The organism is Agromyces sp. Y575 (assembly GCF_059445445.1).
This window is the reverse complement of record NZ_JCAIUI010000002.1, coordinates 210,945-236,719: the sequence shown is the minus strand read 5'-3', so window position 1 is coordinate 236,719 and position 25,775 is coordinate 210,945. Positions and strand designations below refer to the sequence as shown.

The following is a 25,775-nucleotide window of genomic DNA, read 5'->3' as shown; positions in this document are numbered from 1 at the left end:
CGGGCTGCGCATGACAGGGCTTGGATGCCACGGGCGGGAGCTGCGGCATCCAAGCCGTCGTTCGCGTCAGTTGCGCGTCTTGAGCTCTCGGCCGTGCACCGTGAGCGCGTAGATCACGAGGAAGTCGAGCGTGAGCACGATGAGCGACCACCAGGGCTGCACGGGCAGCAGGAAGAGCTGCCCGATGGCGTTGAGGATCACGAGGATCACGGCCACCACGCGAGCCCAGGTCGCGCCCGACAAGAGGGCGGCGCCGATGATGACGAGCAGGGCGCCGCTGATCACGTGCCACCAGCCCCAGCCCTGCACGTCGAACAGGAAGAGCGCTCCGCCGCCGGTCGTGAGGTATGCGCTGTCGGGCATGGCGAGCGCGATGAATCCGTACAGGATGTCGAAGCCGCCCGCGATGATGAGCACGATCGCCGCGAACACTCCCCAGCCGACCCAGCCGGTTACTTGCGTATCACTCATGGTGCTACTCCCTTTCGCATCGAAGCAGCGTCGGCGCGAATCTGCGACGGCGCAGATGGTGCTGGGCGTCACGCTATCGCGCGGCGGCGGAGCAGGGCAACGGATGAGCCGCCCGGGTGTCGCTCAAAGGTTCTGGCCGATGCCCCACAGCCGATCGGGCCGCCCGTCGATCGCCTCCGACACCGCGAGCGCCTGGTCGTCGGAGAGTGAGGCGACGTAGTCGATGACGCCGCGGCCGACCCCGAACCGCCGCACGTCGCCGGCCGCCGGGATCGGGTGCCCGTCAGGACGCGAGTAGCGAACCCGCGCGTAGCCGTCGGTCGCGATCTCGATGAGCTCTTTCAGGCGTTGCGGCACACGGTCGCGGTCGTGCTGGTCGGTCGCCCAGGCGGTGAGCCCCTTGACGGCCCGGGTGAGCGCCCGGCTGAGCCCTCGCTGATACATCACGATGTCTGCCCGGGCGAGGATGAAATGCCGGTGCACGAACTTCAAGATCTCCACCTCGTGCCAGGCGCGGCGATCGAGGGTGACGAGACCGGCACGCACCACGTCGGTCGGCGCCGGCACGACGGAGGACTGCAGGTGACTGATCCAGCGGTTCGTGAACGACGACAATGCCCGCTCCGAGGCGATCGAGCCGTCGAACGGGATGGCGAGCAGTCCGTCGACGAGGTCGTCGGCCACGACGTCGACGGCGGCTGCGAACGCGTCGTCGTCGGCGACCCACGCATCGCTGCGCCGGATCTTGCGGCGCAGGCCCTCGAGGGAGCCTCCCGGCGGAGCGGTGCGCTCGACGAGCGCGTCGTCGTCGAGCTCGCGGAGTTCCGCGCTGTTCTCCATCCAGCCGCGGAACTCGCGTGCGACGGCGCCCTGGCTGAGCACCCCCGCACGGTAGAAGTCGTCGACGTCGTGAATCGAGTAGGCGATGTCGTCGGCGATGTCCATGATCGAGCACTCGAGTGATTGCTGCATCGGCGGTTGCCCGGCGCGAGCCTGGTCGAGATCGACGGCGTCGATGCCGTACGCGGAGAACTTCAGCACCTCCACGCCGTCTTCCGAGCGGCGGAGCCCGCGCGGCAGCGGGCCGTCGCCGAGGGCAGCCCCGTCGACGAAGCGCGTCCACGGGTACTTCGCGACGGCGGTTCGCACCGCCGCAGTGAGATTGAGCCCGCGCGGGGCCGCCTCGCTGACGTCGAGCGCAGTCAGGATTCGGTAGCTCTGCGCGTTGCCCTCGAAGCCATCGACGAGCCCGAGCGTATCGCGCGCGAGGCGGTCGAGCACTCGTTCGCCGAGGTGGCCGAACGGCGGATGCCCGAGATCGTGCGCGCTCGCCGCGGCCTGCACGACCACAGCGTCGCAGCCGTGCTCGAGTGCGAACCCACGGGCCGGCGACCCGGTAGTCGTCAGCTTCACGGCGATCGCGCGGGCCACCGCCGTCACCTTGATCGAGTGGGTGAGGCGATTATGGATGAGCGGGCCGGCGCCGGGCTGCGCGATCACCTGGGTGACGGCCGACAGGCGTGAGAAGTACGGGGAGAACCGGATGCGCTCGAGGTCGAGCCGGAACTGCGAGTGCTCGCCGGTGACCTCGGCGCTGCTGCGCGGCTCGGGAACCAGGCGCGATGCGCGGTCGATGGGCATACGCCCAATCTATGCCGATCGACTCGCGGGCGCCCGCATCGTGGACGCCGCGGGCACCGGTGCGGCGGCGGCATCCGCTCGGCTTTACTCTCCCTCCGGCGTCGCATACACTTGGTGAGGTTGTTGAAGTCAGCCAAGGTTTTCTGCGCCTATTTTCGGGTTTCACCTGGTGAGAAACGTAGTGAATCGTGGTGCCTCGACAATCGGTGGAACAGCCCCGGTCACCCGGTCGTTCCATAGGGCGGTGGCTCAATTGGTAGAGCAGCGGTCTCCAAAACCGCAGGTTGCAGGTTCGAGTCCTGTCCGCCCTGCGAGCCGGCATTGATTGCCGGCCCACGAAAGGTGTACGAGGTGGCACGGAAGATCATCGAAGAGCCCAGCGAAGACGTCGTTGCCAACGCGAAGCGCGATCGCGCAGCGCGTCGGAATCCGTTCTCGCGCTTGGCCCTGTTCGTTCGCCAGGTCATCGTCGAGCTGAAGAAGGTCGTCACCCCGACCCGCAAAGAGCTCGTCAGCTTCACGTCTGTCGTGCTCGTGTTCGTCATCATCATGATGGCGATCGTGTGGGCGTTCGACCAGGTGTTCGGATGGCTCGTGCTGGTCGTCTTCGGAACACCGGGGGGCTGATCGAGCCTTCGGGTTCGACTGATCCGGTTCGCCGCTGGCGCGCAGGAGAAAAGGATTTGAGAGAAGTGTCAAGGACTGAGGGCGACGACGTCGATTGGGCCACGGCTGCAGAGCAGTCGGCCGAAGACGACGAGGCGCAGACGGGCAACATGCTCGAGCGCGAAGAGGAATCGGTCGAACCGGCCGAGCACCGTGCCGTGCACGTCGTCGACGACGAGGGCAACGACGTCGACCTCGACGCCGTGCTCGACGCGATGGCAGAGTCGAGCGACCCCGAGGCCGACGCCGTGATCGACGACGCCCTCGACATCGACTCCGCCGACGAGGCCGAGGCCGCCGTCGAGGCCGTCATCGAAGAAGAGGCCGTCACCGAAGAAGAGGAAGAGGAGGCCGACCCGTACGCGGAGTTCCGCGCCGAGCTGCGCTTCCTCCCGGGCAAGTGGTACGTCATCCACTCCTACGCGGGCTTCGAGCGCCGCGTGAAGGCGAACATCGAGCAGCGCCGTGAGTCGATGGCGATGGCCGACTACATCTACCAGGTCGAAGTGCCCATGGAAGACGTCGTCGAGATCAAGAACGGCCAGCGCAAGATGGTCACGCGCGTCCGCATCCCCGGCTACGTGCTCGTGCGCATGGACCTCAACGAGGAGAGCTGGTCGGTCATCCGCCACACTCCCGGGGTCACCGGCTTCGTCGGCAACGCGCACAACCCGACTCCTCTCCGCTTCGAGGAGGCCTTCGGCATGCTGAAGAGCCTCGTCGAGATCAAGGATGTTGCGCCCGTCAAGGGTGCGAAGGGCGGCGCCGTCGCCGGCGCGACGCGCGCGATTCCCGCCGAGGTCGACTTCGAGGTCGGCGAGACCATCACCATCAAAGACGGCTCGTTCGCCGGCCTGCCCGGCACGATCAGCGAGATCAAGCCCGAGAGCGGCAAGCTCACCGTGCTCGTCTCGCTCTTCGAGCGCGAGACCCCGGTCGAGCTCAGCTTCGACCAGGTCACCAAGCTCTAAACCTCACAGACAGCCGGCAGCGGCCCTCCGGTATCATCGGAGGGTTGTGCTGCGTCAGCAGTGCTGAGTCAGTACACAGATCACCGCATCCCGGAACGGCCGGGCGTGCGGGAGAGTGCCCCGGCATCCGGGGCGTTCGAACAGAAAGAGAGAAATCATGGCACCGAAGAAGAAGGTCACCGGTCTGATCAAGCTTCAGATCAAGGCCGGCGCTGCGAACCCGGCCCCGCCCATCGGCCCGGCCCTGGGTCAGCACGGCGTGAACATCATGGAGTTCTGCAAGGCCTACAACGCGGCGACCGAAGCCCAGCGTGGCAACGTCATCCCCGTTGAGATCACGGTCTACGAAGACCGCTCGTTCACCTTCGTCCTGAAGACCCCGCCTGCCGCGGAGCTCATCAAGAAGGCTGCCGGCGTCGCCAAGGGCTCCGGCGTTCCGCACACCACCAAGGTCGGCAAGCTGACCCAAGCACAGGTGCGCGAGATCGCCGAGGCGAAGATGGTCGACCTCAACGCGAACGACCTCGACGCCGCCTCGAAGATCATCGCGGGCACGGCTCGCTCGATGGGCATCACGGTCGAATAGGCCTCAGTTCCCCGAGCTCGTCGAAGGGAACGCACGCTCGCCCGCTTCGACAAGCTCAGCGAGCTCTCCAGAACTCAGCATCCGTGGCAGCGCCCGCCAGGCGCAGATGACCACACTCTCTCAAGGAGAAACAACATGGCACAGAAGTCAAAGGCCTACCGCGCCGCGGCCGAGAAGATCGAAGACGGCAAGTTCTACACCCCGAGCGAGGCAGTTGCCATCGCGAAGGAGACCGGTTCGGCGAAGTTCGACTCGACCGTCGAGGTCGCGCTGAAGCTCGGCGTCGACCCCCGCAAGGCGGACCAGATGGTGCGCGGCACCGTCATCCTCCCGCACGGCACCGGCAAGACCGCCCGCGTCATCGTGTTCGCAACCGGCCCTGCGGCCGAGGCTGCGATCGCGGCGGGCGCCGATGAGGTCGGCGGCGCCGAGCTCATCGAGAAGGTCGCCGGCGGCTACACCGCGTTCGACTCGGCGGTCTCGACCCCTGAGCTCATGGGCCAGGTCGGCCGTCTCGGTAAGGTGCTCGGCCCGCGTGGTCTCATGCCGAACCCGAAGACCGGCACCGTGACCCCCGACGTCGCCAAGGCCGTCTCCGACATCAAGGGCGGCAAGATCGAGTTCCGCGTCGACAAGCACTCCAACGTGCACTTCGTCGTCGGCAAGGCCTCCTTCACCAAGGAGCAGCTCGAAGAGAACGCCAACGCCGCTCTCGAAGAGATCGTGCGTCTGAAGCCGTCGAGCTCCAAGGGCCGCTACATCCAGAAGGGCGTCGTGTCGACCACGTTCGGCCCGGGCATCCCCCTGGACGTCAACGCCATCTAGGTTCACCCGATCGAAGGGCTCGCCGGTTCGCCGACGGGCCCTTCGTCGTCTTGCCGTGTCGATCGGCCAGCTCATCGCTCCATGGATCAGGCCGCCAGGCGCAGTCCCGTACCGTTGACGATGAGCCTTGACAACGCGGCCCCTTGCGGCGTCGGCGGTGAGGCGTACGCTGACGGCATGAGTGAACGAACCACTGCGGTCCTCGCGTCGGTCGGCACCATCGTGGTCGCTGCAGCCGCCGCATATTGGATGACCCTCATCGGTGCCTTCGGGCCCGCCGTTTACACCGTCGTGCTGGCGCTCATCATCGTCTGGCTGCTCATTGCGGCCGAACGGCATCGCGCCCTCGACCCGGTCGACGATGAGTCGTTCCGCCGCAGCGAACGCGTGTACTGGCTCTGACCGGCGTCCGCCGGGATGTCATCACCCGGTGATGACAAACGCCCGATCGCCGAGCGTCACACGCTCCGAGACATCCATTCGCTCGACGACCGCGCCGGGCGGACCGTGCGCAAGCCACTCGAGCATGGCATCGACGGATGCCGCATCCCCCTCGATCTCGGCTTCCACCGTGCTGTCGCGGGCGTTGCGCACCCAGCCGGCCACACTCAGCCGTCGGGCTTCGCGCTGCGCGGAGTAGCGGAAGCCGACGCCCTGCACGACTCCGTGCACGACGACGTGTCTGCGGATCATGCGATTCAGCGTAGGCCGTGGGCGGAGCGCGGCGCTCTTTGGCGGCATTCTGTGAGAGATGATGCTGTGGAGCTGGGCTCATCTGGCTCAGAGGGTCACTTAAGCGTTCTCGATCACTTGTGCGATCGATCGGGCGGAGGCGCGGTTGGCGATGAGGTCGCTGAAGATCTCGCGGACGGCACGGCTGCTGTCATCGTTGCGTGCGAGCGCGGCCTGTGCGCGGGTGTGCTGCAGTGCGCGATTGCCCGCGGGCTGCCGGAACGCTTCATAGGCATCGAGTTCATCGATGGCCGCCCCTCCACGCTGCACTGCGGTGAGGCGGCGTGCGAGATCGAGCGCGTCTTGTAGGCCGACGTTGAGAGCGGAGCCACCCGCGTTGAAGACGTGCGCGGCATCCCCAGCGAGGAACACGCGGCCACGACGGTAGGCGTCCGCTTGGCGGCTGTTGCCGACGGTACTCCGGATCGCGGTGGCCGCGGTGAACGGCAGATCAGCGCCGAGGACTCGTTGCAAGCTGGCCCGAAGCTCGTCGATCGAGACCGTATCGCTCGGGCTGGCATCACCGCGCGGCTCGTGCGCGCTGATCACGTACAGGTCCTCAGGTGCACCATGGTCGAGAACGGATGCCGACGCGATCGAGAAACCGCCGCCAAGCATTTGGTTCAGCCGCATCGCGGCCACTCGGCCGATACCGGTGATGTCAAAGTCCTCACCCGTGCGAGTGATCTGCTCTGAGGGGATAGTGACCCGTGCGATCCAGGCGATCTGATCGCTTGTGAAGCCAGGGAAGCCGATGCCCGCGTGTTTCCGAACCAAGCTGTGTGCGCCGTCGCATCCGACCAGATAACGTGCTGCAATCTGCGTTGTGGTGTCGCCACTGTGAACCTCAACCGCGACCCCGGTGTCGTCCTGGGTGAAGCCGATGACCTCCTGCCCACGGCGCACCGAGGCGCCATGTCGTGTTGCCCGGTGCTCAAGCAGCTCCTCGAGGCGGCGTTGCGGGACTGGCAGGATGTGCAGCGGATTTCGGCGACCAAGGCCGAGATCGAGTGCGAGAGGGCCGAATTGGAAACGCGGCGGGGTCACCACGCGCAGGCCCGTGCCGGCGAGGACACCTCGCTTGGCCAGCTCGAGGGCCGAGTGTCCGACGATGCCGTTTGCTTTGGGAACCGGCGACGACGAATCGGCGCGCTCGAAAACCACAGCGCGAATATCTTGCGAGGCGAGTTCACCGGCGAGCAGCAGACCGGTCGGGCCGGCTCCAACGATTGCAACGTCCCACGGATGCGGAGTGTCAGTCTCAATGATCATGGCTGTCAGTCTGGCTTGACAAGCAAAGCGTGTCAAGCCAGACTGACAGGCATGGATTCATGGGATCTTGGACCGTTGCACACCGCCGACCCGGCGAGTGGACTGCGCGCCGTGGGCGCGCTGCACCGCCTCGCCGAGCGCGTTGAGGCAGTGCACGTTGCCGAAGCGCGACGCGCGGGGTGGTCATGGGAGCAGATCGGCGACGCCCTCGGAGTCACGCGCCAGTCGGTGCACGCAAAATACGGAAGGCGAGGTAGCAATGTTTGAGAGGTTCACCCAGTCGGCCAGAGCCGTGGTCGAGAATGCACGGTACGAGACCGGTCGTCGCGGCGACCGGCGAATCGGAACCGACCACCTGCTGCTCGCCCTTTTACAAGACGACGCACTCGCACAGATCGTGGGCGTCGACACCGCAACCGCGCACGAGACAGTCGATCAACTCGACCGTGCCGCACTCGCCGCGATTGGACTCACGCTCGGCGACTTCCAGCCCACCGGGAGTGCTGCGCTCGGCCGACACGTCCCGCTGACGTCGGGCGCCAAGACGGTGATCCAACAGACCCTCGCATACGCGGCAGCCGAGAAAGCGCGAGCCATTACGACGCGGCATATCCTGCTTGCCCTACTCGACCGGCACGAACCCGACCCCGCAGCGACCCTCTTCGCAGCACTCCTCGTAGACCAGCCGAAATTGCGAGAACGCCTCGCCGCAGCCGCTTAGCGCCCTACGCCGAACTCGCCGACGCGGTCGACGCGAATGACGCGCGACTGTGCTGAGCCGCCGAAACGACGCGCCATGCGCAGAGAAGGGCCCCGAGAACTCAAGAACTCGGGGCCCTTCGCCCGCGGTCGTCGGTCAGGCGACCGGCTCCTCGGCGCGTTCGCTTGCAGCGCCGTGGTGCGATCGAAGCCGCTCCGCCACCGCGATCGCGTCGTCCGAAGGTGCGTCGGACTTGCGGTCGGGGCGAGCGATGAAGAGGTACAGGAGCCCGGTGATCGCGACGACGCCGACTCCGATCAGCACGACGAAATCGGTGAAGAAGTCGCCCGACGTACCCGGCGTCGCGAGCAGCACCATCGCGAAGATGCCGTAGGCGAGCGCTACGACGTTGACGGCGAGGCCCCAGCGCCCGAGCGAGAACGGACCCGCCGGCTTCCAGCCCTTGATGCGCTGACGGAGCGAGGCGAGCACGACCATCTGGAACGCGACGTAGATGCCGAGCACGGCGAACGAGGTGATCGGCACGAGGAGATCGGCATTGATCCACACGAGGACTGCGATGAGCGCGGGCACGGTGCACGCCACGATGAGCGCGTTCGTCGGCACCTTGCTGCGTTCGGAGACCTTCGCGAGCCAGCGGTGGCCGGGGATCATGCCGTCGCGGGCGAAGGAGAACAGCAGACGGCTGGCCGCCGCCTGGAGGCTGAGCACGCACGAGAGAAACGCGGTGATGGCGATGACGAGGAAGATCTTCGCGCCAGCCGTACCCAGCGTCGCCTCGAGGATGCCGGGAATGGGGTCGGCATCGTCGCCCGAGACGATCGATGCGAGGTCAGGAGCGGCGAGCACGTAGCCGCCGAATGAGAACAGCGCCGAGACGCCGCCGACGAGGATCGTCAGCATCATCGCCTTGGGAATGCGTCGGGCCGGGTTCTCGACCTCCTCGGCGACGTCGCCGCACGCCTCGAAGCCGTAGAACAGGAAGAGACCGGCGAGGGCTGCGCCCATGAAGGCCGCCGCGTAGCTGCCGTCGCCTTCGACGCCCATGGTGTCGAAGAACACGCTGAACTCCTGCTTGCGCTGGAAGATCAGGAGGTAGAGGCCGAGCCCGATGACGCCGATGAGTTCGGCGGCGAGTCCGATGCGCGCGACGCGAGCGAGCCACTTCGTGCCCGTGAAGTTGATCGCGAGCGCGATGAGAAGGAAGGCGAGCGTCAGCCACAGCGTCGAGTCATTGGTGTGCTCGATGCCGAAAAGGCTCGCGGCGAATCCGGATCCGAACTCGGCGACCGCCGTGATGGTGACGATCATCGCCCAGATGTAGACCCACGCCGCCATCCAGGCGTAGCGGCGGCCCCAGAGGCGCCGGGCCCACGGGTAGATGCCGCCGTGGATCGGGTACTGCGAGACGACCTCGCCGAACACGAGCGAGACGAGCAGTTGGCCCGTGCCGACGATGACGATCCACCAGATCGACGGCGGCCCGCCGATGGTGAGGGCGACCGCGAACAGCGAGTAGACGCCGACGAGCGGGGAGAGGTAGGTGAAACCCAGGGCGAAGTTCGCCCAGAGGCTCATCGAGCGGTTGAACGTATCCTCGTAGCCGAGCACGCTGAGGTGCTCGCCGTCGGAGAGGCTCGCTGCGGGTTGGCGGTCTTCGGACATCGCTGCCTTCCACTGTCATCGCTGCGTCGACCGCCCCCGCCGACGACACCACGCCGTCGTGGTGTCGCGCCAGCTTAGCCAGACATCCGGTCATAAAGCTATAGTTCCGGATGATTAGCGCGAGCGGCCGACGCTCGGCGTGATGGCGCCGGGGCGGAACTCTCAGCGCTTCGGCTTGGCGATGCCGAGACTGTCGAGGATCGCCGCGACGGCGGTCATGAATACGCCGAGCTGGGCGCCTTCGGATTCGCGCGGAACGAGGGCGAAGACCTTGCGATCGAGCCGGAACTCGGGAACGTCGAGCACGCTCACGCCGGGAGGCGGTCGGTGCAGGGCGATGTCGGGGACGATAGACGCGGCGAAGCCCCCGGCGATGAGCCCGAGGGTGACCGCGAAGTCGTCGGAGCGTGCGACCACCCGCGCACGCAGGTCGAGGCCTCGGAAGAGACGGTCGATGACCGCGGCGTCGCTCGTGCCGGAGTGATGGAAGATCCACGGGCGATTCTCGAGGCGGTGCAGGGGAGCCGGTTCGTTCGGGGCGAACCCCCACGCACTCGGCACGACGATGCGGAACGCATCGTCGCCCAGCCATTCGGGTGCGACCGACTGCGGCCAGGAGAGACCGCTGTCACCGACCTGGTAGACGAGCGAGACGTCGAATTCGCGGCCCGAGCGGAGCTGCTGGATCGTCGGGGAGGGGTCGGCGACCCAGAGCTGCAGGTCGATGTCGGAGCTGCGCCATTCCGGGAGTTCGAAGAGCCGTTCGAGGAGCGGAGTCGCGAGGCTGGGGAAGACGGCGAGCCGCAGCTCCTGCGTGATCGAGGAGTGGGCGCTCGACGTCGCGGCGAGGAGCGCGTCGATGTCGGCGAGCACGCGCACCGAGTGGCGCGCCACGGCGTTGGCGGCATCGGTCGGGTGCGCGCTGCGCGCTGAACGTTCGAAGAGCGGAACCCCGACCTCGCGCTCGAGTGCTGCCATCTGCTGCGAAACGGCGGACGGGGTGTAGCCGAGCCGATTCGCCGCGGCGGCGAATGAGCCGAGGCGCACGGTCTCGAGGAGCGTGCGAAGGTGGATCGGATTCAGCAACAGCATTCCTAATGTTCAGCGCAGGAAGGTCTCGACCACAGCCTATGGGCAAGGGGCGCGAGCTCGCCTAACCTTGCAGAAACCTCGTACCTGTCCGGACATCAACGCAAGGAACACTGTTGGTTTCAACGCTCTTCCGCCATGCCCGATTCCACACCTTCGCCGGCCCGGCAACGCCGGTCGAGGCACTGTTGGCCATCGACGGGGTCATCGTCGCCGCAGGCGGCGATGCTGAGGTGCGCGAGTTCGCCCGCCCCGGCACGAGCGAGGTCGATCTCGACGGATGCACCGTCGTGCCGGGCTTCGTCGACGCCCACATCCACTCCGCTTCATACGCGCGAGAGCGAGACGCCCTCGATCTGCGCGGCGCACGGAGCCTCGAGGAAGCGCTCGACGGGATTCGGACGCACGCGCAGCAACTGCCGGCGGGCCAGTGGATCTTCGCCGGTCGGTGGGACTCGAACACGTGGGAGGTGCCGGTGCAACCGGATCGTCACTCCCTCGACCGCATCTGCCCGGATCGCCCCGTCGCATTGCCGAGCGTCGATGGCCACACGATCTGGGCGAACAGCGCCGCACTCGCCGTGATCGGCTACACCGCCGAGACGCGCGACCCGGTCGGCGGCGAGATCGTTCGCGACGACCGGGGCGAGCCGACGGGCATCCTGCGCGAGTCGGCCCGCTATCCACTGCGCGAACTCATGGGCTCCCCGCTCGCCGGCGAACTCATCGACCAGCTCCGCTCCAGCCAGGAGCACCTGCTCTCGCTCGGCCTCACGGGACTGCACGACATCGACGGCGAGGACGCGCGCGCGGCATACCTCGAGCTCGCTGCCCGCGGCGAGCTGAAGCTCCGCGTCCACAAGGCGATCACCGCCGACCACCTCGATGCCGCGATCGCGGAGGGGCGGTACACAGGCGACGGCGACGACTGGTTCCAGACCGGCCCCGTGAAGCTCTTCTCAGACGGGGCGCTCGGCTCCCACACCTCCCACATGGGCGAGGACTTCGCGGGTCACGCGGGCAACCACGGCATCGAGGTGATCCCGTACCCGGAGCTTCGCGATCTCGTGCGCCGGGCAGCAGCCGCCCGCATCGCCGTGGCCACTCACGCGATCGGCGACCAGGCGAACCACCTCGTGCTGAACGCGTACGAGGAGGTCGCACCGCTCAGCCGAGCGGCCGGGCTGCGGCACCGCGTCGAGCACGCGCAGCACATCCGCTGGGACGACGTGCCGCGCTTCGCCTCGCTCGGCGTCATTCCGTCACTCCAGCCGACCCACTGCACGTCCGACATCCCGCTCTCCGAATCGCTCCTCGCGGGGCGAGACCTCGCGAACTACGCCTGGCGCTCGCTCGCCGACGCCGGTGCCCATCTCGCGTTCGGATCGGATGCGCCGATCGAAGACCCGAACCCGATGCACGGGATCCACGCGGCCGTCACCCGCCAGGACGCCCTCGGGAGCCCCGTGGGCGGCTGGGAGCCGGAACAACGGATCTCCCTCGCCGCGGCGCTCGCGGCCCACTCGGCCGGCAGTGCCTATGCTGCGAATCGCGACCATCGGCAGGGGCGGCTCGCGCCGGGGCAGCTCGCCGACTTCGTCGCGCTCGAGCAGGATCCGTTCGAGGTCGAGCCCGAGGCGCTCCGCGACCTCCGCGTCGTCACCACGGTCGTCGGCGGCGCAGTGCGATTCCGGCGATGACGCGATGAAGCCAGCAACAGGCGGGTCTCCAGCTCGCCCCACCACAGCCCGGTCGAATCGGGAACCCCATCAGGAATGGAGCACCACCATGTCTGCACTCTCCTCACTCGGGCGGGCGCGAACCGCCGGCTTCGCGCTCGTTCTCGGCGCCGTGCTGCTCGGTACCTCGGCGTGCGGTGCCCAGAGCCTCTCCGACGACGGGGTATCCGACGGGCCTGCGGCTGAGCTCGCGGAGACACCCGCGGAAGACCTCGCGAAGTCGGTCATCGACGGCATCGAGCCTTCGGACGACCTCGTCGACCTCGTGCCCGCGAGCCTCTCGTCGGCAGGGCTCAAGATCACGAGCTCGGTCGGCTACCCGCCGATGGAGATGTTCGGCACCGACGGCACCACGATCGTCGGCCTGGACGCCTCGCTCGCCCGCGCCCTCGCCCGTGTGCTCGGCGTCGGCATCACGCTCACCGACCAGGAGTTCAACGCCCAGATCCCGGGTGTGCTCACGGGTCGCTTCGACGCGGTGATGTCCTCGATGACCGACAACGAGGAGCGTCGCGAAACGGTGACCTTCGTCGACTACGTGAGTGCCGGCAACGGATTCCTCGTGCAGACCGGCAACCCCGGCGGCGTCGCGGTGCCCGAGGACCTGTGCGGCAAGATCGTGTCGGTCGTCGACAACGGCTCATCGATGCTCCTCGCGGAGGAGATCGACGCCCAGTGCGCGACCGACGGTGCCGCTGCCGTCGAGATCCTGAAGTTCGAGGGCGACGGCGAAGCGATCCTCGCCGTCAGGAGCGGCCGTGCCGCCGCGACGATCTCCGACTACCCGGTCGCAGTCGCGCGGGCCGCGGAGGCCGACTCGGGCGTCGAAGCCATCGCGATCGAGGGCGGCGAGAGCCCGTGGGGCATCGCGATCGACAAGGAGAACACCGAGCTCGTCGATCTCATCCAGGCCGCGCTGCAGGAACTCATCGACTCCGGCGCCTACGCCGAGATCCTCGACGCATGGGGCGTCGGCCAGATGGCCGTCGACTCGGCCGTCGTCAACGACGGCCAATAGGAGCAGCAGATGCCGTATTCAAACCGGCGCATCGCGCCATTCGCCCGCGCCGACGGCGGAGTGATCCCGATCACGCCGCGGCGTCACTGGGGCCGATGGGTCGTCGGTGGCCTGGCCCTGCTCTTCGTCGCATGGCTCGTCTCGGCGGTCGTCTTCAACGACAACATCAAGTGGAACCGTGTCGCCGAGTACCTGTTCGCGCCCAAGATCCTGAGCGGCGTGGTCGTCACGATCGGGATCAGCGTGCTTGCGACGGTGATCGGCCTCGTGCTGGGCGTCGTGCTCGCGATCATGCGGCTGTCGCAGAATCCGGTGCTGGGCTGGCTCGCGACGCTCTACATCTGGTTCTTCCGGGGCACGCCAGTGCTGGTGCAGCTCATCTTCTGGTACAACCTCGCGTTCCTCTTCCCCTACCTCACCCTGCAGGTGCCGTTCACCGACATCGGTGTGCGGTGGGACACGAACCAGGTCATGACGGGCTTCACCGCTGCGATGCTCGGCCTCGGCCTGAACCTCGCCGCGTACTTCGCCGAAACCGTGCGGGCGGGCATCCAGGCCGTCGACCGCGGACAGACCGAGGCTGCTCTCGCGGGCGGTATGACGGCGATGCAGAACATGCGGATCATCGTGCTCCCGCAAGCGCTGCGCATCATAATTCCTCCGACTGGGAACGAGTTCATCTCGATGCTGAAGACCACGTCGCTCATCGTCGTGGTCGCCGGCAACGACCTCATGACGAACGCGAGCCAGATCTACAAGCAGAACAACCTCATCATCGAGCTGCTCATCGTCGCGAGCCTCTGGTACATGCTGCTCACGGCGATCGCGACCTACCTGCAGTCGAGGTTGGAACGGCGGTTCGGAGTCGATGCAGTACGGCTCGTCCGCGGTCCGACGTGGACGCAGTCCATGCTCCGGCGGGTCTCGGGCACTCGGGACGTCACGACGGCGACTCGCGCCATGGTCGAGGTCCGCGACACGACGGACAAGAAGACGGACAAGAAGACGGAGCACGTGCGATGACCGAGCCACTCGTCCACGCAGCCGGTGTCACCAAGGCGTTCGGCGAGCACCTCGTGCTGCGGGGCGTCGACTTCTCGGTGAATGCCGGTGAGGTGAGCTGCATCATCGGCCCGTCGGGCTCCGGCAAGTCGACGTTCCTGCGTTGCATCAACGCCCTCGAGATCGTCGACGACGGCGATCTGACGGTCGCCGGCGAGCCGGTCGGCTACTCGCTGCGCGGGGGGAGCTATCACCCCTGGGCGGATCGCGAGTTCGCACGGTTCCGCGCCGGGATCGGAATGGTCTTCCAGCGCTTCAACCTCTACGCGCACCTCGATGCCGCGGAGAACGTCGCCGCGAGCCTCGTGCACGTGAAGAAGATGCGGAAGGACGCGGCCCGTCTGCGGGCACTCGAGGAGCTCGATCGGGTCGGTCTCGCCGATCACGCGTCGAAGCGTCCGCATCAGCTCTCCGGAGGACAGCAGCAGCGTGTCGCGATCGCGCGCGCGCTCGCCATGGACCCCGCGCTCATGCTCTTCGACGAACCCACTTCGGCCCTCGATCCCGAACTCGTCGACGAGGTACTCGAGTCGATGAAGGTGCTCGCCGAGGGCGGGATGACCATGGTCGTGGTCACGCACGAGATCGGATTCGCGCGTGAAGTCGGCGACACGCTGAGCTTCTTCGATGAGGGTGTGATCGTCGAGAGCGACACCCCGGAACAGGTCGTGAAGGCTGCCGTCTCACCGCGTACGCGTGCGTTCCTCGACAAGGTGCTCTGAGGTACGGAGATTCGGTCCCATGGACGTCTTCGGTGGGATGTCGGCGATGGCCGTCGCGGCACGCGTATCCCCGCGCGCGTACGATGGCCGCCATGGGGGAAGTCAGCGACTACATCGCCGGGCTCGAAGAGCCCGAGCGCGACGTCATGGAGCACATCAGGGCTCGAGCCGCGGCGCTCGTGCCCGACGCCGTCGAGGGTGTGAGCTACGGCATGCCGGCATTGCGGTACCGGGACTCACCACTGCTGAGCATCATGAAGGCGAAGGGTCACATCGGGCTCTACCCGTACAGCCCGCCGGTGATCGAGGCGGTCTCGTCGGAGCTCGAAGGGTATTCGTGGGCGAAGGGCACGATCAGGTTCACGCCCGAGCACCCGTTGCCCGACTCGCTCGTCGACCGCCTCATCCTGCTGCGGCGCGACGAGATCGACGAGAAGAAGAAGCGCTAATCGGCGGGAGCCGGCGAGGCAGCAGCAAGTGACATGTGACACATTAGTGACGCTGTGTCTGCCCGACCCCGACCGGCGACCTCAATCACGGAGGGCACGTCATCCGCGGGGCGCGTGCAACTCCCTGCTGATCGCCCGCAGGCCTGTTTCGAGCGCCTTGAGCTCTTCGAGGGTCAATCCCTGCAGTACGTCGTTGCCGAGTTCTGGGCGGGCGCCCAGGATCTCGGCGACGACGGTGCGTCCGAGCTTCGTGGGGTGCAGTCGGCGCACGCGATGATCAGCCGGAGTGGCGATGCGTTCGACCAGCCCTTGGCCGACGAGTCGGTCGACGAGCTTCGATACCGTCGCCATCGACACCGAGAAGCGATGCGCGAGCTCGCTCGTCGTCATCCCGTCGGCGACGACGAGCGACGTCAGCGTCTTGAGCTGTTGGATGGTCAGATCGGTCTGCAGCAGAGGCCCCAGGATCCGCGGAATGGAGCGCACCGTGATCGCGATCGTCAGCGACTCGATGCGCCGCTGCACCTCGTCTCTCTCGTCGCCACCCACGTCTTAACGGTAGCGGCTTGCCAGTCGATACCCAGTTACATTTCCTTAGCTTGCGACTAACCTTTATCCAGGAGAAGTTCCGATCCGGAGTCGTGTCGGGCCCGGATCGGAGCGCGCCCGCCCTTTGTGGGCGCCCGCGCGTGCGCCCTCGATCCGCTCTCGACTCGACGACGGGCGAAAGGAGAGAACAGTATGAACCGATTCGCAGCAGAGGCAACCGCCTCGATCGACATCGACGCGATCCGCGAGAAGTACGCCGCAGAGCGCGACCGCCGCATCCGCCCGGACGGGGCCCGCCAGTACCGCCGCGCCGCGGGCGAGTTCGGCTACTACGCGGTCGACCCGTATACCCCGCGCGTCGACCGCGAACCCGTCACCGACCGCGTCGAGGTGCTCGTCATCGGCGCCGGCTTCGGCGGTCTGCTCACCGCCGCGTTCCTGCGGGATGCGGGAGCCGACTCAGTCCGCGTCATGGACGAGGGGGGCGACGTTGGCGGCACCTGGTACTGGAACCGCTACCCCGGCGTCCGCTGCGACATCGAGTCGTACGTCTACATGCCGCTCCTCGAGGAGACGGGGTATCTGCCGAAGGAGCGCTACGCGCCAGGCGAAGAGATCCGGCAGCACGCCGTGCGCATCGCCGAGCACTACGACCTGTACCGCGACTTCGTGCCGCACACTCGTGCGACCGCACTCACCTGGGATGACGACACGTCGGAGTGGCTCATCGAGACCGACAGGGGCGATCGCTTCCGCGCCCGGTACGTCATCACTTCGTCCGGCACGCTGACGCAGCCGAAGCTGCCGGGCATCCCGGGCATCGAGTCGTTCCGCGGCCACACCTTCCACACCAGCCGATGGGACTACGCGTACACGGGTGGTAGCGCTGACGGCGACCTCACGGGTCTCGCAGGCAGGCGCGTCGCCGTCGTCGGAACCGGCGCGACGGGTCTGCAGGTCATCCCCCATCTCGCCGAGAGCGCGAAAGAGCTCATCGTCTTCCAGCGCACACCTTCCACGGTCGACGTGCGCGACAACCGACCGACCGATCCTGCGTGGGCGGCCTCACTGCAGCCGGGCTGGCAGCGCGAGCGGATGGAGAACTTCCTCTCCGTTCTGGCCGGAGAGCCGGTGCCGGAGTCGCTCGTGACCGACGGGTGGACGGCCACGACGAGCCTGCAGCGACACATCCTCTCGGGCTCCCTCGACGAGACCCTCGACCCAGCTGAACGCGAGCGCCAGGACGAGCTCGACGACGCCGCGACCATGAACCGTATCCGCGCCCGCGTCGACGAGGTCGTCGACGACCCTGCGACCGCCGAGGCACTCAAGCCCTGGTACCGCTACATGTGCAAGCGCCCCGGTTTCAGCGATCTCTATCTGCAGTCGTTCAACCGCCCGAACGTCACCCTGGTCGACACTGCCAGCTTCCAGGGCATCACGGCGATGACCGAGAACGCGGTCGTGGTCGGCGATACCGCATACGAGGTCGACTGCGTCGTGTTCGCGACCGGATTCGAGACCGGTGTCTCCGGCGTCATGTCGGGGACGCTGCCCGTCGTCGGTCGGAATGGGCGTGCGCTGCTGGAGGCGTGGGCGCGTGGCCCCCGCACGCTCCACGGCTACTCCACACACGGGTTCCCGAACCTGTTCCAGCTCGGTGCGCTCCAGAACGCCAACTCGGTGAACTTCGCGCACATCCTCCAGGAGCAGGCCGAGCATATCGCCGCCGTCATCTCGCGTGCCGACCTCGAGGGCGCCATACGCATCGAACCCACCGCAGAGGCGGAAGCCGACTGGCTGCGCACCGTTCACGACACCGCACGTGACGTGTCGGCATTCCAGGCCGCGTGCACTCCCGGCTACTACAACGCCGAGGGCACGCAGGCCATCACGGGATTCACCTACTCACCCGGCCCCGTGGCATTCCATCGGCTGCTGCGCGCCCAGCGCGACGGCGACCTGAGCGAGCTCCTCGTCCGCGACGAAGACGAGCTGCGTGCGCGCGACAGCAGCCTCGCGGAGGCCGCCTCGTGAGCTGATCAGCTCGCGGGCATCTTGCATGCTGCGGGGGCGGATGTCGCCAGACACCGCCCCCGCACCGGCCCGGTCGGCTCGCTAGCCTTGCAGGAAACATCCGATCCCGACGCAAGGACGACAGTTGCCCTCGACGCTCTTCCGGCATGCCCGCATCCACACGCTCACCGGCCGGCCCGCGCCCGCCGAGGCCCTGCTCGCCGTCGACGGGGTGATCGCCGCGATCGGCGAAGATGCAGAGCTCCGGCGGCTCGCGGGTTCGGGCACGGTCGAGGTCGACCTCGACGGTCTCGCGGTCGTGCCGGGATTCATCGACGCGCACATCCACACGGCGTTGCTCGCGAGCGAGCGTGGTGAGCTCGACCTGCGTGGGGTGCACAGCCTCGATGATGCGCTCTCCGCCGTTCGTGCGCGCGCGGCAGGACTTCCGGTGGGCCAGGGCATCTTCTGGGGCAGCTGGGACTCGAACACCTGGGATGTGCCGGTGCAACCCGACCGCTACAGCCTCGACCGGGTGTGCCCCGATCGCCCGGTCGTGCTGCCGAGCGTCGACGGGCACACCGTCTGGGCCAACAGTTTCGCCCTCGCGGCGGCCGGGATCACCGCGGCCACCCCCGACCCCATCGGCGGCGAGATCGTGCGCGATGCGCATGGCGAGCCCACCGGCATCCTTCGGGAGGAGGCGCAGCGTCCGTTCGACGCGCTCATCGGCGGGCCCTCCGTCGTCGATCTCGTCGAACTGCTGGCGGCCGAGCAAGAGCACCTGCTCGCCGTCGGGCTCACCGGGCTGCACGACATCGACGGCGAAGACGCCCGTGCGGCGTACCTCGAACTGCAGCGAAACGGGCGACTGAAGCTCCGCGTCCACAAGGCCATCCCCGCCGACCATCTCGATACGGCGATCGCCGAGGGCCGGTACACGGGCCAGGGCGACGACTGGTTCCAGACCGGGCCCGTCAAGCTCTTCTCCGACGGCGCGCTCGGCTCGCACACCTCGCACATGGGCGAGGCGTTCATCGGCGAGGCGGGCAATCGCGGCATCGAGGTGATTCCCTACGCTCGCTTGCGCGAACTCGTGCGGAAGGCCGCCGCGGCGGGCATCGCGGTTGCGACGCACGCGATCGGCGACGAGGCCAATCACCTCGTGCTGAACGCCTACGAGGAGGTCACCGAGCTCAGCCGAGCCGCGGGCCTACGGCATCGCATCGAACACGCCCAGCACATCCGCTGGGACGATGTACCGCGCTTCGCAGAGCTCGGCGTGATCCCCTCACTGCAGCCGACCCACTGCACCTCGGACATCGCACTCGCGTCGACCCTGCTCGCCGGCCGCAGCCTCGCGAACTACGCGTGGCGCGCGCTCGCCGACTCCGGCGCGCACCTGGCGTTCGGCTCCGATGCGCCGGTCGAGAGCCCCAACCCGATATACGCCGTGCACGCGGCGGTCACCCGCCAGAACGCCGAGGGGCGGCCGATCGGCGGCTGGGAGCCCGAGCAGCGGATCACTGTGGCCGAGGCACTCGCCGCCCACTCGGCCGGCAGTGCCTACGCCGCGCACCGCGAGGGGCGCCAGGGAAGCCTCGAGGTCGGCAAGCTCGCGGACTTCGTCGCCCTCGAACGCGACCCCTTCGAGGTGGAGCCGGCCGAGCTCCGCGAGCTGCGCGTCGCGACGACGGTGGTCGGCGGCGAGGTGCGATTCCAGCGAGAGGCGTCGACGCGCAGCCAAGCGGCCCGGTCGCGGTACTGAGCGGCCGCGCTCGCACGAGCCGCTGAGACGACGGATGCCCCGGGGCGCCGGCCCCGGGGCATCCGCTCATGTTCCGGTGATCAGCCGATGCGGATCATCTTCTTGTTGACGAACTCGTCGGCGCCGAAGCGGCCGAGCTCGCGGCCGGAACCCGAGCGCTTGATGCCGCCGAAGGGCAGTTCGGCGCCGTCGGCGCCCACGACGTTCACGAAGACCATGCCGGCCTCGATCGAATCGGCAACGCGCAGGGCCTGCTCGGCGTCGGTCGTGAACACGTAGGAGCCGAGCCCGAACGGGGTGTCGTTCGCGAGCTGCACGGCCTCGGCTTCGCCTGCGACCTTGAAGATCTGCGCCACGGGGCCGAAGAACTCCTCGTGGAACGCGTCGGAGCCGGGCTTCACATCGGTGAGCACGGTGCCGGTGAAGAAGTTGCCATCAGCGGTGCCTCCCGCGACGAGCGTGGCGCCCTGCGCGACGGCGCGCTCGACCTGCTCGGCGAGGGTCTCGGTCGCCTTCGTTGACGAGAGCGGGCCGAGGCCGGTGCCCTCCTTCGTCGGGTCGCCCGGTTCGACCGAGGTGATCGCAGCGGTGAACTTGTCGAGGAAGGGCTCGTACAGCTCATCGACGACGATGAAGCGCTTCGCGGCGTTGCAGGATTGACCGTTGTTGTCGAGGCGTGCCGCGACGGCCGCTTCGACGGTCGCATCGAGGTCGTCGGTCGACAGCAGGATGAAGGGGTCGCTGCCGCCGAGCTCGAGCACGACCTTCTTCAGATGACGGCCGGCGATCTCGGCGATCGCTGCGCCCGCACGCTCGGACCCGGTGAGCGAGACGCCCTGTACGCGCTTGTCGGCGATGACCGTGGCGATCTGGTCGTGCGACGCGTAGATGTTGACGTAGGCGCCCTCGGGGAAGCCCGCGTCGCGGATGATCTGCTCGATCGCGGCGGCCGACTCGGGGCACTGCTCGGCGTGCTTCAAGAGGATCGTGTTGCCGATCACGAGGTTCGGGCCGGCGAAGCGGGCGACCTGGTAATACGGGAAGTTCCACGGCATGACGCCGAGCAGCACACCGAGCGAATCGCGGCGAATGAGCGCAGAGCCCTCGCCCGCGAGCAGCTCGATCGGCTCGTCTTTCAGCAGCGACTCGGCATTGTCGGCGTAGTACGCGTAGATGTCGGCGCTGTAATCGACTTCGGCGTAGGCCTGCTCGATCGGCTTGCCCATCTCGCGCACGATGATCGCGGCGAGTTCGTCGCGGCGCTCGAGGTGCAGCTCGCTGACGCGGCGGACGAGTGCGGCGCGCTCGGCGACGGTGGTCGAGCGCGACCAGGTACGGTGCGTCTCGTCGGCCGAGGCGATGGCGGCCTCGAGCTCGGCGTCGGTGATCGTCGGGTACGTCTTGACGGTCTCACCTGTCGCAGGATTGGTCACGGCATAGCTCATGGGGTTCTCCTTCTCGGGTGCACACACGCCAGCGAGTCCTTGACCTTCACGAAGGGGGTCGTCTGCCGCGATGCATACGCTCACGTCAAAGATATAACAGCGGATGATTCATTTCGACCCGGATGCCGCGGGGTGCGCGTTGGGGTCGACGAGCACCCGGAACGGTGTACCGGGGCACGGCTCGGTGTGTGCCGCACGGCCGGCGAGCTGCCCGACCTGCAGCGCCGGATCGGTCGAGAGCACGACGCGCCCGGCCTCGTTCACGAGCGCGAGGGGCTCCGGCACATCGAGGAACGCGCCGAGCAGCTCCTGTTCGAGGCGGCGCACCGCGATGTCGGCGCCAACGACGCCGACCATGCGTGCGACGTCGTCGCCGGGCGCTGCGTCGCTCGCCGCGGCGTGCACCGGCATCGTCAGCGTGAGGATGTAGTCGCACGTGCACAAGTGGTCGACATAGGGGCCCGTGACGTGCGCGTGCCGCGTGGTCGCCGGAATCGAGTACCACTCGAGCGCGCGGAAGTCGCGCAGGTACTCGGTGTAGCCGCGCGTCGAGAGATCGAGACGGGTCGGCTCGGTCGTCGAGCCGAGTACGGGGTTCGCGTCGAGCGGGCCGAGCCACCAAGCGAAGTGCACGTCGCGGCCCCGCACGATCGCGCCGTCGGCGATGAAGCCGGCGCCGACGAGCAGTGGGTCGGGTTCGGTGAGTCGGGGCAGCACGAGCTCCGAGACCACGGTATCGAGCTCGGCGGGCCGCACTTCTGGCGATGCGTCGATGACGGCCTCGATGGGTCGCCGCCATTCGGCGAGCTGCTCGAACACGCCCGCGAACACCTCGCCGACGCCGGCGGCCACGTCATGCGCTGTTCGGCTCATCGAGACCACCTCCCCGTTCGATGCGGGCCTTCGCCGCGAGCAGGTGCTCCGAAAGGCCTCGCACGAGGTCGCCGGCCGCTTCGCGTGCAGGTGCAGGGCGGTGCGACGCGACGGCGTGCATGATGGCAGCGTCGTGCGCCGCGACATCCGCGCGGGTATGTTCGCCGTCGAGGCCGAGCAGCAGCAACGGGCCGAACTCGGCCTGCAGGCGGATCTGCTCGCGAACGAGCCGGGCCGACTGGCTCAGTACCGCGAGTTCGAGGAAGAAGCCGCCCTGATTGGTGCGAGCGGATGCCGCTGCGCCGAAGTCGGCCGCGGCGAGCCAGGCAGTGAGGCGCTCGGCATCGGCGGCTGAAGCCCGCTCCGAGGCGCGCTCGGCGACGCCCGCAAGGATGGCCCCGAAGAAGACCGCCATGTCGCTGAGCTCGACCTGGGCGAGGCCGCGCAAGCGGGTGGTGATGAGCGAGCGGTGGTCGGCGTCGTCGGCGACGACGAAACTGCCGCCGTCGCGACCACGGCGGGTCTCGACGAGACCCGCCTCGCGGAGGATGCCGAGTCCCTCTCGCACAGTGATGAGCGCGACGCCGAAGCGGCGGGCGAGATCGGGTTCGCTCGGCAGGCGCTCTCCGGCGCCCAGTACCCCGAGCACGATGCCGTCGGTGAGGCGCTGCGCGACCTGCTCGGCGCGGCCCGTGTCGGCGAGTTGGGCGAACACGGCTTCGCGAGCGCCCGGCCCCACCCTCGACTCCATGCGTTCAGGCTAGCCGAGCAGACCTCGCCCGGCTGGCGGCGCGCGCGGAAATCATTCAAGATAGGATGAATTAGTGTTGCCGGGCAGCCACTGACATGCGAAGGCGGATGGGATGCACGAGCGACGCACCGACGACGAGACGCGTGTGCCGCCGATCGATGCGCCGACCGATGCGCCGACCAGACCCGCGGGCGTGCTCTCCGGTGTGCGGGTCGCCGACTTCTCGCGGGTGCTCGCCGGGCCCTACGCCACGATGATGCTCGCCGACTTCGGCGCCGACGTCGTGAAGATCGAGTCGCCCACAGGTGATGACACCCGACACTGGCGGCCGCCCGTCGACGCCAACGGGCAAGCCACCTACTTCGGCAGCGTCAACCGCAACAAGCGCTCGGTCGCGCTCGACCTCACGGATGACGCGGGGCTCGCCGAGGCACGTCGGCTCGCGGCATCCGCCGATGTCGTCATCGAGAACTTCCGGCCCGGCGTCATGGATCGCTTCGGGCTCTCCTACGACGCGTTGCGCGAGGCGAACCCCGGTGTCGTCTACTGCTCGATCACTGGCTTCGGCACGGGGGAGGGCGCTGCGCTCGCCGGGTACGACCTGCTCGTGCAGGCTGTCGGCGGGCTCATGTCGATCACCGGTGCACCCGACGGCGAACCCGCGAAGGCAGGCGTCGCCCTCGTCGACGTGCTCACCGGGCAGAACGCGGTGGCAGGCATCCTGCTCGCGCTGCGCGAGCGTGACCGCACGGGCATTGGTCAGCTCGTCGAGGTGAACCTCATGCAGGGCCTGCTCTCGGCGCTCACGAACCAAGCAGCATCGACGCTCGCGACGGGCACGCCGCCGCGACGCCTCGGCAACGCGCACCCGAGCATCGCGCCCTACGCGGTGTTCCACGCGGCCGACCGCGAACTCGTCATCGCGGTCGGCAACGACAAGCAGTTCCGCGCGCTCGCCGCGGTGCTCGAGTCGTCGTCAGGGGGTCTCGATACGCGTCCTCCTTCGTCGGGCGCTACTCGACCAGCGTTGGCCGACGACCCGCGATTCGGGAGCAACAGCGATCGCGTCGCCCATCACGCCGAGCTCACGGCGCTCATCGAGGAGCGGCTCGCCGCGGCATCCGCTGCGCACTGGGTCGAAGTGCTGAACGGAGCCGGCGTGCCCGCGGGCCTCGTGAACGACGTCGCCGAGGCGATCGCGTTCGGCGAATCGCTCGGCCTCGATCCCGTGGCCGAGATCGCCGTGTCGCTCGCTGAGCCTGTCGAAGCGAATCCCGGAGCTCCCTTCGACAAGCTCAGGGAACAGGTCAGTCGCACGATCGCGAACCCGATCGGCCTCTCGGCGAGCCCCGCCGTCTACCGCATACCGCCGCCCGCGCTCGACGAGCATGCGGGCGCCGACTGGCATCCGACCCCTTCGAAAGGACCGCACCTGTGACCTCCGCCCCCACGATCGACGCCGTGTTCGACCTCGATGCTCTGCTGAGCGCCGAGGAGCGCGAGTGGCAGCTGAAGGCGCGCGCGTTCGCGCAGGAGCGCATCCTCCCGGTCATCGAGGAGGACTTCGAGGCCAAGCACTTCCGCCGCGAGTTCGTGAAGGAGCTCGGCGACCTGGGCTTCCTCGGCATGCACCTGCAGGGCTACGGATGCGCCGGCGCGGGCGCCGTCTCATACGGGCTCGTGTGCCTCGAGCTCGAGGCCGCCGACTCGGGCTGGCGCACGTTCGTGTCGGTGCAGGGCTCGCTCGCGATGAGCGCCATTCACAAGTACGGCTCGGAGGAGCAGAAGCAGCGGTGGCTGCCGGGCATGGCAGCGGGCGACCTCGTCGGATGCTTCGCGCTCACCGAGCCGCAGGGCGGCTCCGACCCCGCCGGCATGACGACGACCGCCCGCCGCGACGGCGACGGGTGGGTGATCGACGGCGCGAAGCGCTGGATCGGCCTCGCCTCGTTCGCCGACGTCGCCGTCGTATGGGCGAAGGTCGACGAGGGCTCGCTCCCTGAGCGGGCTTCGCTCCCGGGACCTGGCTCGCTCCCTGAGCCTGGCTCGCTCCCTGAGCCTGTCGAAGGGCACCCATCGACCCTTCAACAAGCTCAGGGGGGCCCGGGCTCAGGGAGCAGCGTGCGCGGGTTCCTCGTGCGGACCTCGACCCCGGGCTTCACGGCGACGCCGATCGACGGCAAGCTCTCGATGCGCGCCTCGGTGCAGTGCGACATCGACCTCGACGGCGTGCGGATCGGCGACGACGCGATCCTGCCGGGTGCGAAGGGGCTCTCGGGTCCGTTCGGCTGCCTGAACGAAGCGCGCTACGGCATCGTGTGGGGCGCCATGGGCGCTGCCCGCTCTTGCCTCGAGGCGGCGATCGAACGCTCGACGTCGCGTGAAGTGTTCGGCAAGCCGATCGGCGCGAACCAGCTCATCCAGGCGAAACTCGCCGACATGTTCCTCGAAGTCGAGAAGGGCATCCTCCTCGCGCTGCACCTCGGCCGTCTGAAAGAGCGCGGCACGCTCACGCCCGCACAGATCTCCGTCGGCAAGCTCAACAGCGTGCGCGAGGCGCTCACGATCGCGCACGAGGCGCGTGCGATCCTCGCGGGCGACGGCATCACGAATGCGTGGCCCGTCATGCGTCATGCGGCCAACCTCGAATCGGTGCGCACGTACGAGGGCACCGACGAGATCCACCAGCTGATCCTCGGGCGCGAGCTCACGGGGTTGAGCGCGTTCTGACGTGTGTGCAAGCT

Annotated in this window: 25 protein-coding genes and 1 tRNA gene; 16 read left to right on the top strand and 10 right to left on the bottom strand. The window is 68.0% G+C overall.

What is annotated here, in order from left to right; all coding sequences use genetic code 11:
* Positions 1 to 66 precede the first annotated feature (66 nt).
* Both AC1C2U_RS07240 and dgt read right to left on the bottom strand, forming a co-directional pair.
* Positions 67 to 471, bottom strand: coding sequence for a DUF7144 family membrane protein (locus AC1C2U_RS07240; protein WP_495361066.1), 405 nt, complete (start codon positions 469 to 471; stop codon positions 67 to 69).
* Between the two features lie 123 nt (positions 472 to 594).
* The gene (gene dgt / locus AC1C2U_RS07235; protein ID WP_495361065.1) at positions 595 to 2,112 is read right to left on the bottom strand and encodes a dGTP triphosphohydrolase; all 1,518 of its coding nucleotides are present in this window, start codon (positions 2,110 to 2,112) and stop codon (positions 595 to 597) included.
* A gap of 238 nt (positions 2,113 to 2,350) precedes the next feature.
* On the opposite strand from dgt, the gene AC1C2U_RS07230 reads away from it, so the two are divergent.
* The 6 genes from AC1C2U_RS07230 (at position 2,351) to AC1C2U_RS07205 (ending at position 5,562) form a co-directional block, all read left to right on the top strand.
* Positions 2,351 to 2,423: transfer RNA gene (locus AC1C2U_RS07230), tRNA-Trp, on the top strand.
* Between the two features lie 40 nt (positions 2,424 to 2,463).
* Positions 2,464 to 2,739 carry a preprotein translocase subunit SecE gene (gene secE / locus AC1C2U_RS07225; RefSeq protein WP_495361064.1) on the top strand — a complete coding sequence of 92 codons (276 nt, stop codon included), beginning with the start codon at positions 2,464 to 2,466 and terminating at the stop codon, positions 2,737 to 2,739.
* 65 nt (positions 2,740 to 2,804) lie between these two features.
* On the top strand, positions 2,805 to 3,749 hold the full coding sequence (nusG, locus tag AC1C2U_RS07220; RefSeq protein ID WP_495361063.1) for a transcription termination/antitermination protein NusG: 945 nt from the start codon (positions 2,805 to 2,807) through the stop codon (positions 3,747 to 3,749).
* A 157-nt stretch (positions 3,750 to 3,906) separates the two neighbouring features.
* Positions 3,907 to 4,335 carry a 50S ribosomal protein L11 gene (gene rplK, locus AC1C2U_RS07215; protein ID WP_108594416.1) on the top strand — a complete coding sequence of 143 codons (429 nt, stop codon included), beginning with the start codon at positions 3,907 to 3,909 and terminating at the stop codon, positions 4,333 to 4,335.
* 135 nt (positions 4,336 to 4,470) lie between these two features.
* Positions 4,471 to 5,160 carry a 50S ribosomal protein L1 gene (gene rplA / locus AC1C2U_RS07210; RefSeq protein WP_495361062.1) on the top strand — a complete coding sequence of 230 codons (690 nt, stop codon included), beginning with the start codon at positions 4,471 to 4,473 and terminating at the stop codon, positions 5,158 to 5,160.
* A 177-nt stretch (positions 5,161 to 5,337) separates the two neighbouring features.
* A complete protein-coding gene (locus tag AC1C2U_RS07205; protein WP_495361061.1) occupies positions 5,338 to 5,562 on the top strand; it encodes a hypothetical protein in 225 nt (74 codons plus the stop codon).
* 21 nt (positions 5,563 to 5,583) lie between these two features.
* On the opposite strand, the gene AC1C2U_RS07200 is transcribed toward AC1C2U_RS07205, so the two are convergent.
* Positions 5,584 to 5,853 (bottom strand): acylphosphatase, encoded by a 270-nt coding sequence (locus AC1C2U_RS07200; RefSeq protein ID WP_495361060.1) that lies wholly within the window; start codon positions 5,851 to 5,853, stop codon positions 5,584 to 5,586.
* 99 nt (positions 5,854 to 5,952) lie between these two features.
* Positions 5,953 to 7,200 (bottom strand): FAD-dependent monooxygenase, encoded by a 1,248-nt coding sequence (locus tag AC1C2U_RS07195; RefSeq protein WP_495361059.1) that lies wholly within the window; start codon positions 7,198 to 7,200, stop codon positions 5,953 to 5,955.
* Between the two features lie 223 nt (positions 7,201 to 7,423).
* On the opposite strand from AC1C2U_RS07195, the gene AC1C2U_RS07190 reads away from it, so the two are divergent.
* Entirely contained in the window at positions 7,424 to 7,885 is a 462-nt protein-coding gene (locus AC1C2U_RS07190; protein WP_495361058.1) for a Clp protease N-terminal domain-containing protein, read from the top strand.
* Positions 7,886 to 8,020: 135 nt separating this feature from the next.
* Here the strand turns inward: AC1C2U_RS07190 and AC1C2U_RS07185 are convergent, their stop codons facing one another.
* Together AC1C2U_RS07185 and AC1C2U_RS07180 are read right to left on the bottom strand one after the other, a co-directional pair.
* Positions 8,021 to 9,550, bottom strand: a complete 1,530-nt coding sequence (locus AC1C2U_RS07185) for an APC family permease (RefSeq protein WP_495361057.1) — start codon at positions 9,548 to 9,550, stop codon at positions 8,021 to 8,023.
* Between the two features lie 162 nt (positions 9,551 to 9,712).
* On the bottom strand, positions 9,713 to 10,636 hold the full coding sequence (locus AC1C2U_RS07180; RefSeq protein WP_495361056.1) for a LysR family transcriptional regulator: 924 nt from the start codon (positions 10,634 to 10,636) through the stop codon (positions 9,713 to 9,715).
* A gap of 119 nt (positions 10,637 to 10,755) precedes the next feature.
* On the opposite strand from AC1C2U_RS07180, the gene AC1C2U_RS07175 reads away from it, so the two are divergent.
* From AC1C2U_RS07175 to AC1C2U_RS07155, 5 genes are all read left to right on the top strand, one after another.
* Positions 10,756 to 12,339, top strand: a complete 1,584-nt coding sequence (locus AC1C2U_RS07175) for an amidohydrolase (RefSeq protein ID WP_495361055.1) — start codon at positions 10,756 to 10,758, stop codon at positions 12,337 to 12,339.
* A gap of 88 nt (positions 12,340 to 12,427) precedes the next feature.
* Positions 12,428 to 13,396 carry an ABC transporter substrate-binding protein gene (locus tag AC1C2U_RS07170; RefSeq protein ID WP_495361054.1) on the top strand — a complete coding sequence of 323 codons (969 nt, stop codon included), beginning with the start codon at positions 12,428 to 12,430 and terminating at the stop codon, positions 13,394 to 13,396.
* 9 nt (positions 13,397 to 13,405) lie between these two features.
* On the top strand, positions 13,406 to 14,419 hold the full coding sequence (locus tag AC1C2U_RS07165) for an amino acid ABC transporter permease (RefSeq protein ID WP_495361053.1): 1,014 nt from the start codon (positions 13,406 to 13,408) through the stop codon (positions 14,417 to 14,419).
* On the top strand, positions 14,416 to 15,180 hold the full coding sequence (locus AC1C2U_RS07160) for an amino acid ABC transporter ATP-binding protein (protein WP_495361052.1): 765 nt from the start codon (positions 14,416 to 14,418) through the stop codon (positions 15,178 to 15,180). Before AC1C2U_RS07165 ends, AC1C2U_RS07160 begins: the two co-directional genes overlap by 4 nt.
* Positions 15,181 to 15,272: 92 nt before the next feature.
* Positions 15,273 to 15,629: an iron chaperone gene (locus tag AC1C2U_RS07155; RefSeq protein ID WP_495361051.1), complete on the top strand. Its 357-nt coding sequence runs from the start codon at positions 15,273 to 15,275 to the stop codon at positions 15,627 to 15,629.
* A 99-nt stretch (positions 15,630 to 15,728) separates the two neighbouring features.
* On the opposite strand, the gene AC1C2U_RS07150 is transcribed toward AC1C2U_RS07155, so the two are convergent.
* On the bottom strand, positions 15,729 to 16,178 hold the full coding sequence (locus AC1C2U_RS07150; RefSeq protein ID WP_495361050.1) for a MarR family winged helix-turn-helix transcriptional regulator: 450 nt from the start codon (positions 16,176 to 16,178) through the stop codon (positions 15,729 to 15,731).
* Positions 16,179 to 16,370: 192 nt separating this feature from the next.
* Here AC1C2U_RS07150 and AC1C2U_RS07145 point away from each other — a divergent pair, with 192 nt between their 5' ends.
* Together AC1C2U_RS07145 and AC1C2U_RS07140 are read left to right on the top strand one after the other, a co-directional pair.
* The gene (locus tag AC1C2U_RS07145; RefSeq protein WP_495361049.1) at positions 16,371 to 18,215 is read left to right on the top strand and encodes a flavin-containing monooxygenase; all 1,845 of its coding nucleotides are present in this window, start codon (positions 16,371 to 16,373) and stop codon (positions 18,213 to 18,215) included.
* Between the two features lie 124 nt (positions 18,216 to 18,339).
* Positions 18,340 to 19,962 carry an amidohydrolase gene (locus tag AC1C2U_RS07140; protein ID WP_495361048.1) on the top strand — a complete coding sequence of 541 codons (1,623 nt, stop codon included), beginning with the start codon at positions 18,340 to 18,342 and terminating at the stop codon, positions 19,960 to 19,962.
* Positions 19,963 to 20,042: 80 nt separating this feature from the next.
* Here AC1C2U_RS07140 and AC1C2U_RS07135 read toward each other — a convergent pair whose 3' ends face one another.
* From AC1C2U_RS07135 to AC1C2U_RS07125, 3 genes are all read right to left on the bottom strand, one after another.
* Entirely contained in the window at positions 20,043 to 21,407 is a 1,365-nt protein-coding gene (locus AC1C2U_RS07135) for an NAD-dependent succinate-semialdehyde dehydrogenase (protein ID WP_495361047.1), read from the bottom strand.
* A gap of 108 nt (positions 21,408 to 21,515) precedes the next feature.
* On the bottom strand, positions 21,516 to 22,280 hold the full coding sequence (locus AC1C2U_RS07130) for a PDC sensor domain-containing protein (RefSeq protein ID WP_495361046.1): 765 nt from the start codon (positions 22,278 to 22,280) through the stop codon (positions 21,516 to 21,518).
* Positions 22,261 to 23,031 carry a FadR/GntR family transcriptional regulator gene (locus tag AC1C2U_RS07125; RefSeq protein ID WP_495361045.1) on the bottom strand — a complete coding sequence of 257 codons (771 nt, stop codon included), beginning with the start codon at positions 23,029 to 23,031 and terminating at the stop codon, positions 22,261 to 22,263. Before AC1C2U_RS07125 ends, AC1C2U_RS07130 begins: the two co-directional genes overlap by 20 nt.
* Before the next feature lie 112 nt (positions 23,032 to 23,143).
* On the opposite strand from AC1C2U_RS07125, the gene AC1C2U_RS07120 reads away from it, so the two are divergent.
* Entirely contained in the window at positions 23,144 to 24,469 is a 1,326-nt protein-coding gene (locus AC1C2U_RS07120) for a CaiB/BaiF CoA transferase family protein (protein WP_495361044.1), read from the top strand.
* On the top strand, positions 24,466 to 25,761 hold the full coding sequence (locus tag AC1C2U_RS07115; RefSeq protein WP_495361043.1) for an acyl-CoA dehydrogenase family protein: 1,296 nt from the start codon (positions 24,466 to 24,468) through the stop codon (positions 25,759 to 25,761). The genes AC1C2U_RS07120 and AC1C2U_RS07115 overlap by 4 nt, the downstream gene beginning before the upstream one ends.
* Positions 25,762 to 25,775: the final 14 nt, after the last annotated feature.

Coding starts and splice junctions, on each gene's coding strand:
- AC1C2U_RS07240 (WP_495361066.1), bottom strand. CDS start 471: ATGAGTGATACGCAAGTAACCGGCTGGGTCGGCTGGGGAGTGTTCGCG.
- dgt (WP_495361065.1), bottom strand. CDS start 2,112: ATGCCCATCGACCGCGCATCGCGCCTGGTTCCCGAGCCGCGCAGCAGC.
- rplK (WP_108594416.1), top strand. CDS start 3,907: ATGGCACCGAAGAAGAAGGTCACCGGTCTGATCAAGCTTCAGATCAAG.
- rplA (WP_495361062.1), top strand. CDS start 4,471: ATGGCACAGAAGTCAAAGGCCTACCGCGCCGCGGCCGAGAAGATCGAA.
- AC1C2U_RS07205 (WP_495361061.1), top strand. CDS start 5,338: ATGAGTGAACGAACCACTGCGGTCCTCGCGTCGGTCGGCACCATCGTG.
- AC1C2U_RS07200 (WP_495361060.1), bottom strand. CDS start 5,853: ATGATCCGCAGACACGTCGTCGTGCACGGAGTCGTGCAGGGCGTCGGC.
- AC1C2U_RS07190 (WP_495361058.1), top strand. CDS start 7,424: ATGTTTGAGAGGTTCACCCAGTCGGCCAGAGCCGTGGTCGAGAATGCA.
- AC1C2U_RS07185 (WP_495361057.1), bottom strand. CDS start 9,550: ATGTCCGAAGACCGCCAACCCGCAGCGAGCCTCTCCGACGGCGAGCAC.
- AC1C2U_RS07170 (WP_495361054.1), top strand. CDS start 12,428: ATGTCTGCACTCTCCTCACTCGGGCGGGCGCGAACCGCCGGCTTCGCG.
- AC1C2U_RS07165 (WP_495361053.1), top strand. CDS start 13,406: ATGCCGTATTCAAACCGGCGCATCGCGCCATTCGCCCGCGCCGACGGC.
- AC1C2U_RS07160 (WP_495361052.1), top strand. CDS start 14,416: ATGACCGAGCCACTCGTCCACGCAGCCGGTGTCACCAAGGCGTTCGGC.
- AC1C2U_RS07155 (WP_495361051.1), top strand. CDS start 15,273: ATGGGGGAAGTCAGCGACTACATCGCCGGGCTCGAAGAGCCCGAGCGC.
- AC1C2U_RS07145 (WP_495361049.1), top strand. CDS start 16,371: ATGAACCGATTCGCAGCAGAGGCAACCGCCTCGATCGACATCGACGCG.
- AC1C2U_RS07135 (WP_495361047.1), bottom strand. CDS start 21,407: ATGAGCTATGCCGTGACCAATCCTGCGACAGGTGAGACCGTCAAGACG.
- AC1C2U_RS07130 (WP_495361046.1), bottom strand. CDS start 22,280: ATGAGCCGAACAGCGCATGACGTGGCCGCCGGCGTCGGCGAGGTGTTC.
- AC1C2U_RS07125 (WP_495361045.1), bottom strand. CDS start 23,031: ATGGAGTCGAGGGTGGGGCCGGGCGCTCGCGAAGCCGTGTTCGCCCAA.
- AC1C2U_RS07120 (WP_495361044.1), top strand. CDS start 23,144: ATGCACGAGCGACGCACCGACGACGAGACGCGTGTGCCGCCGATCGAT.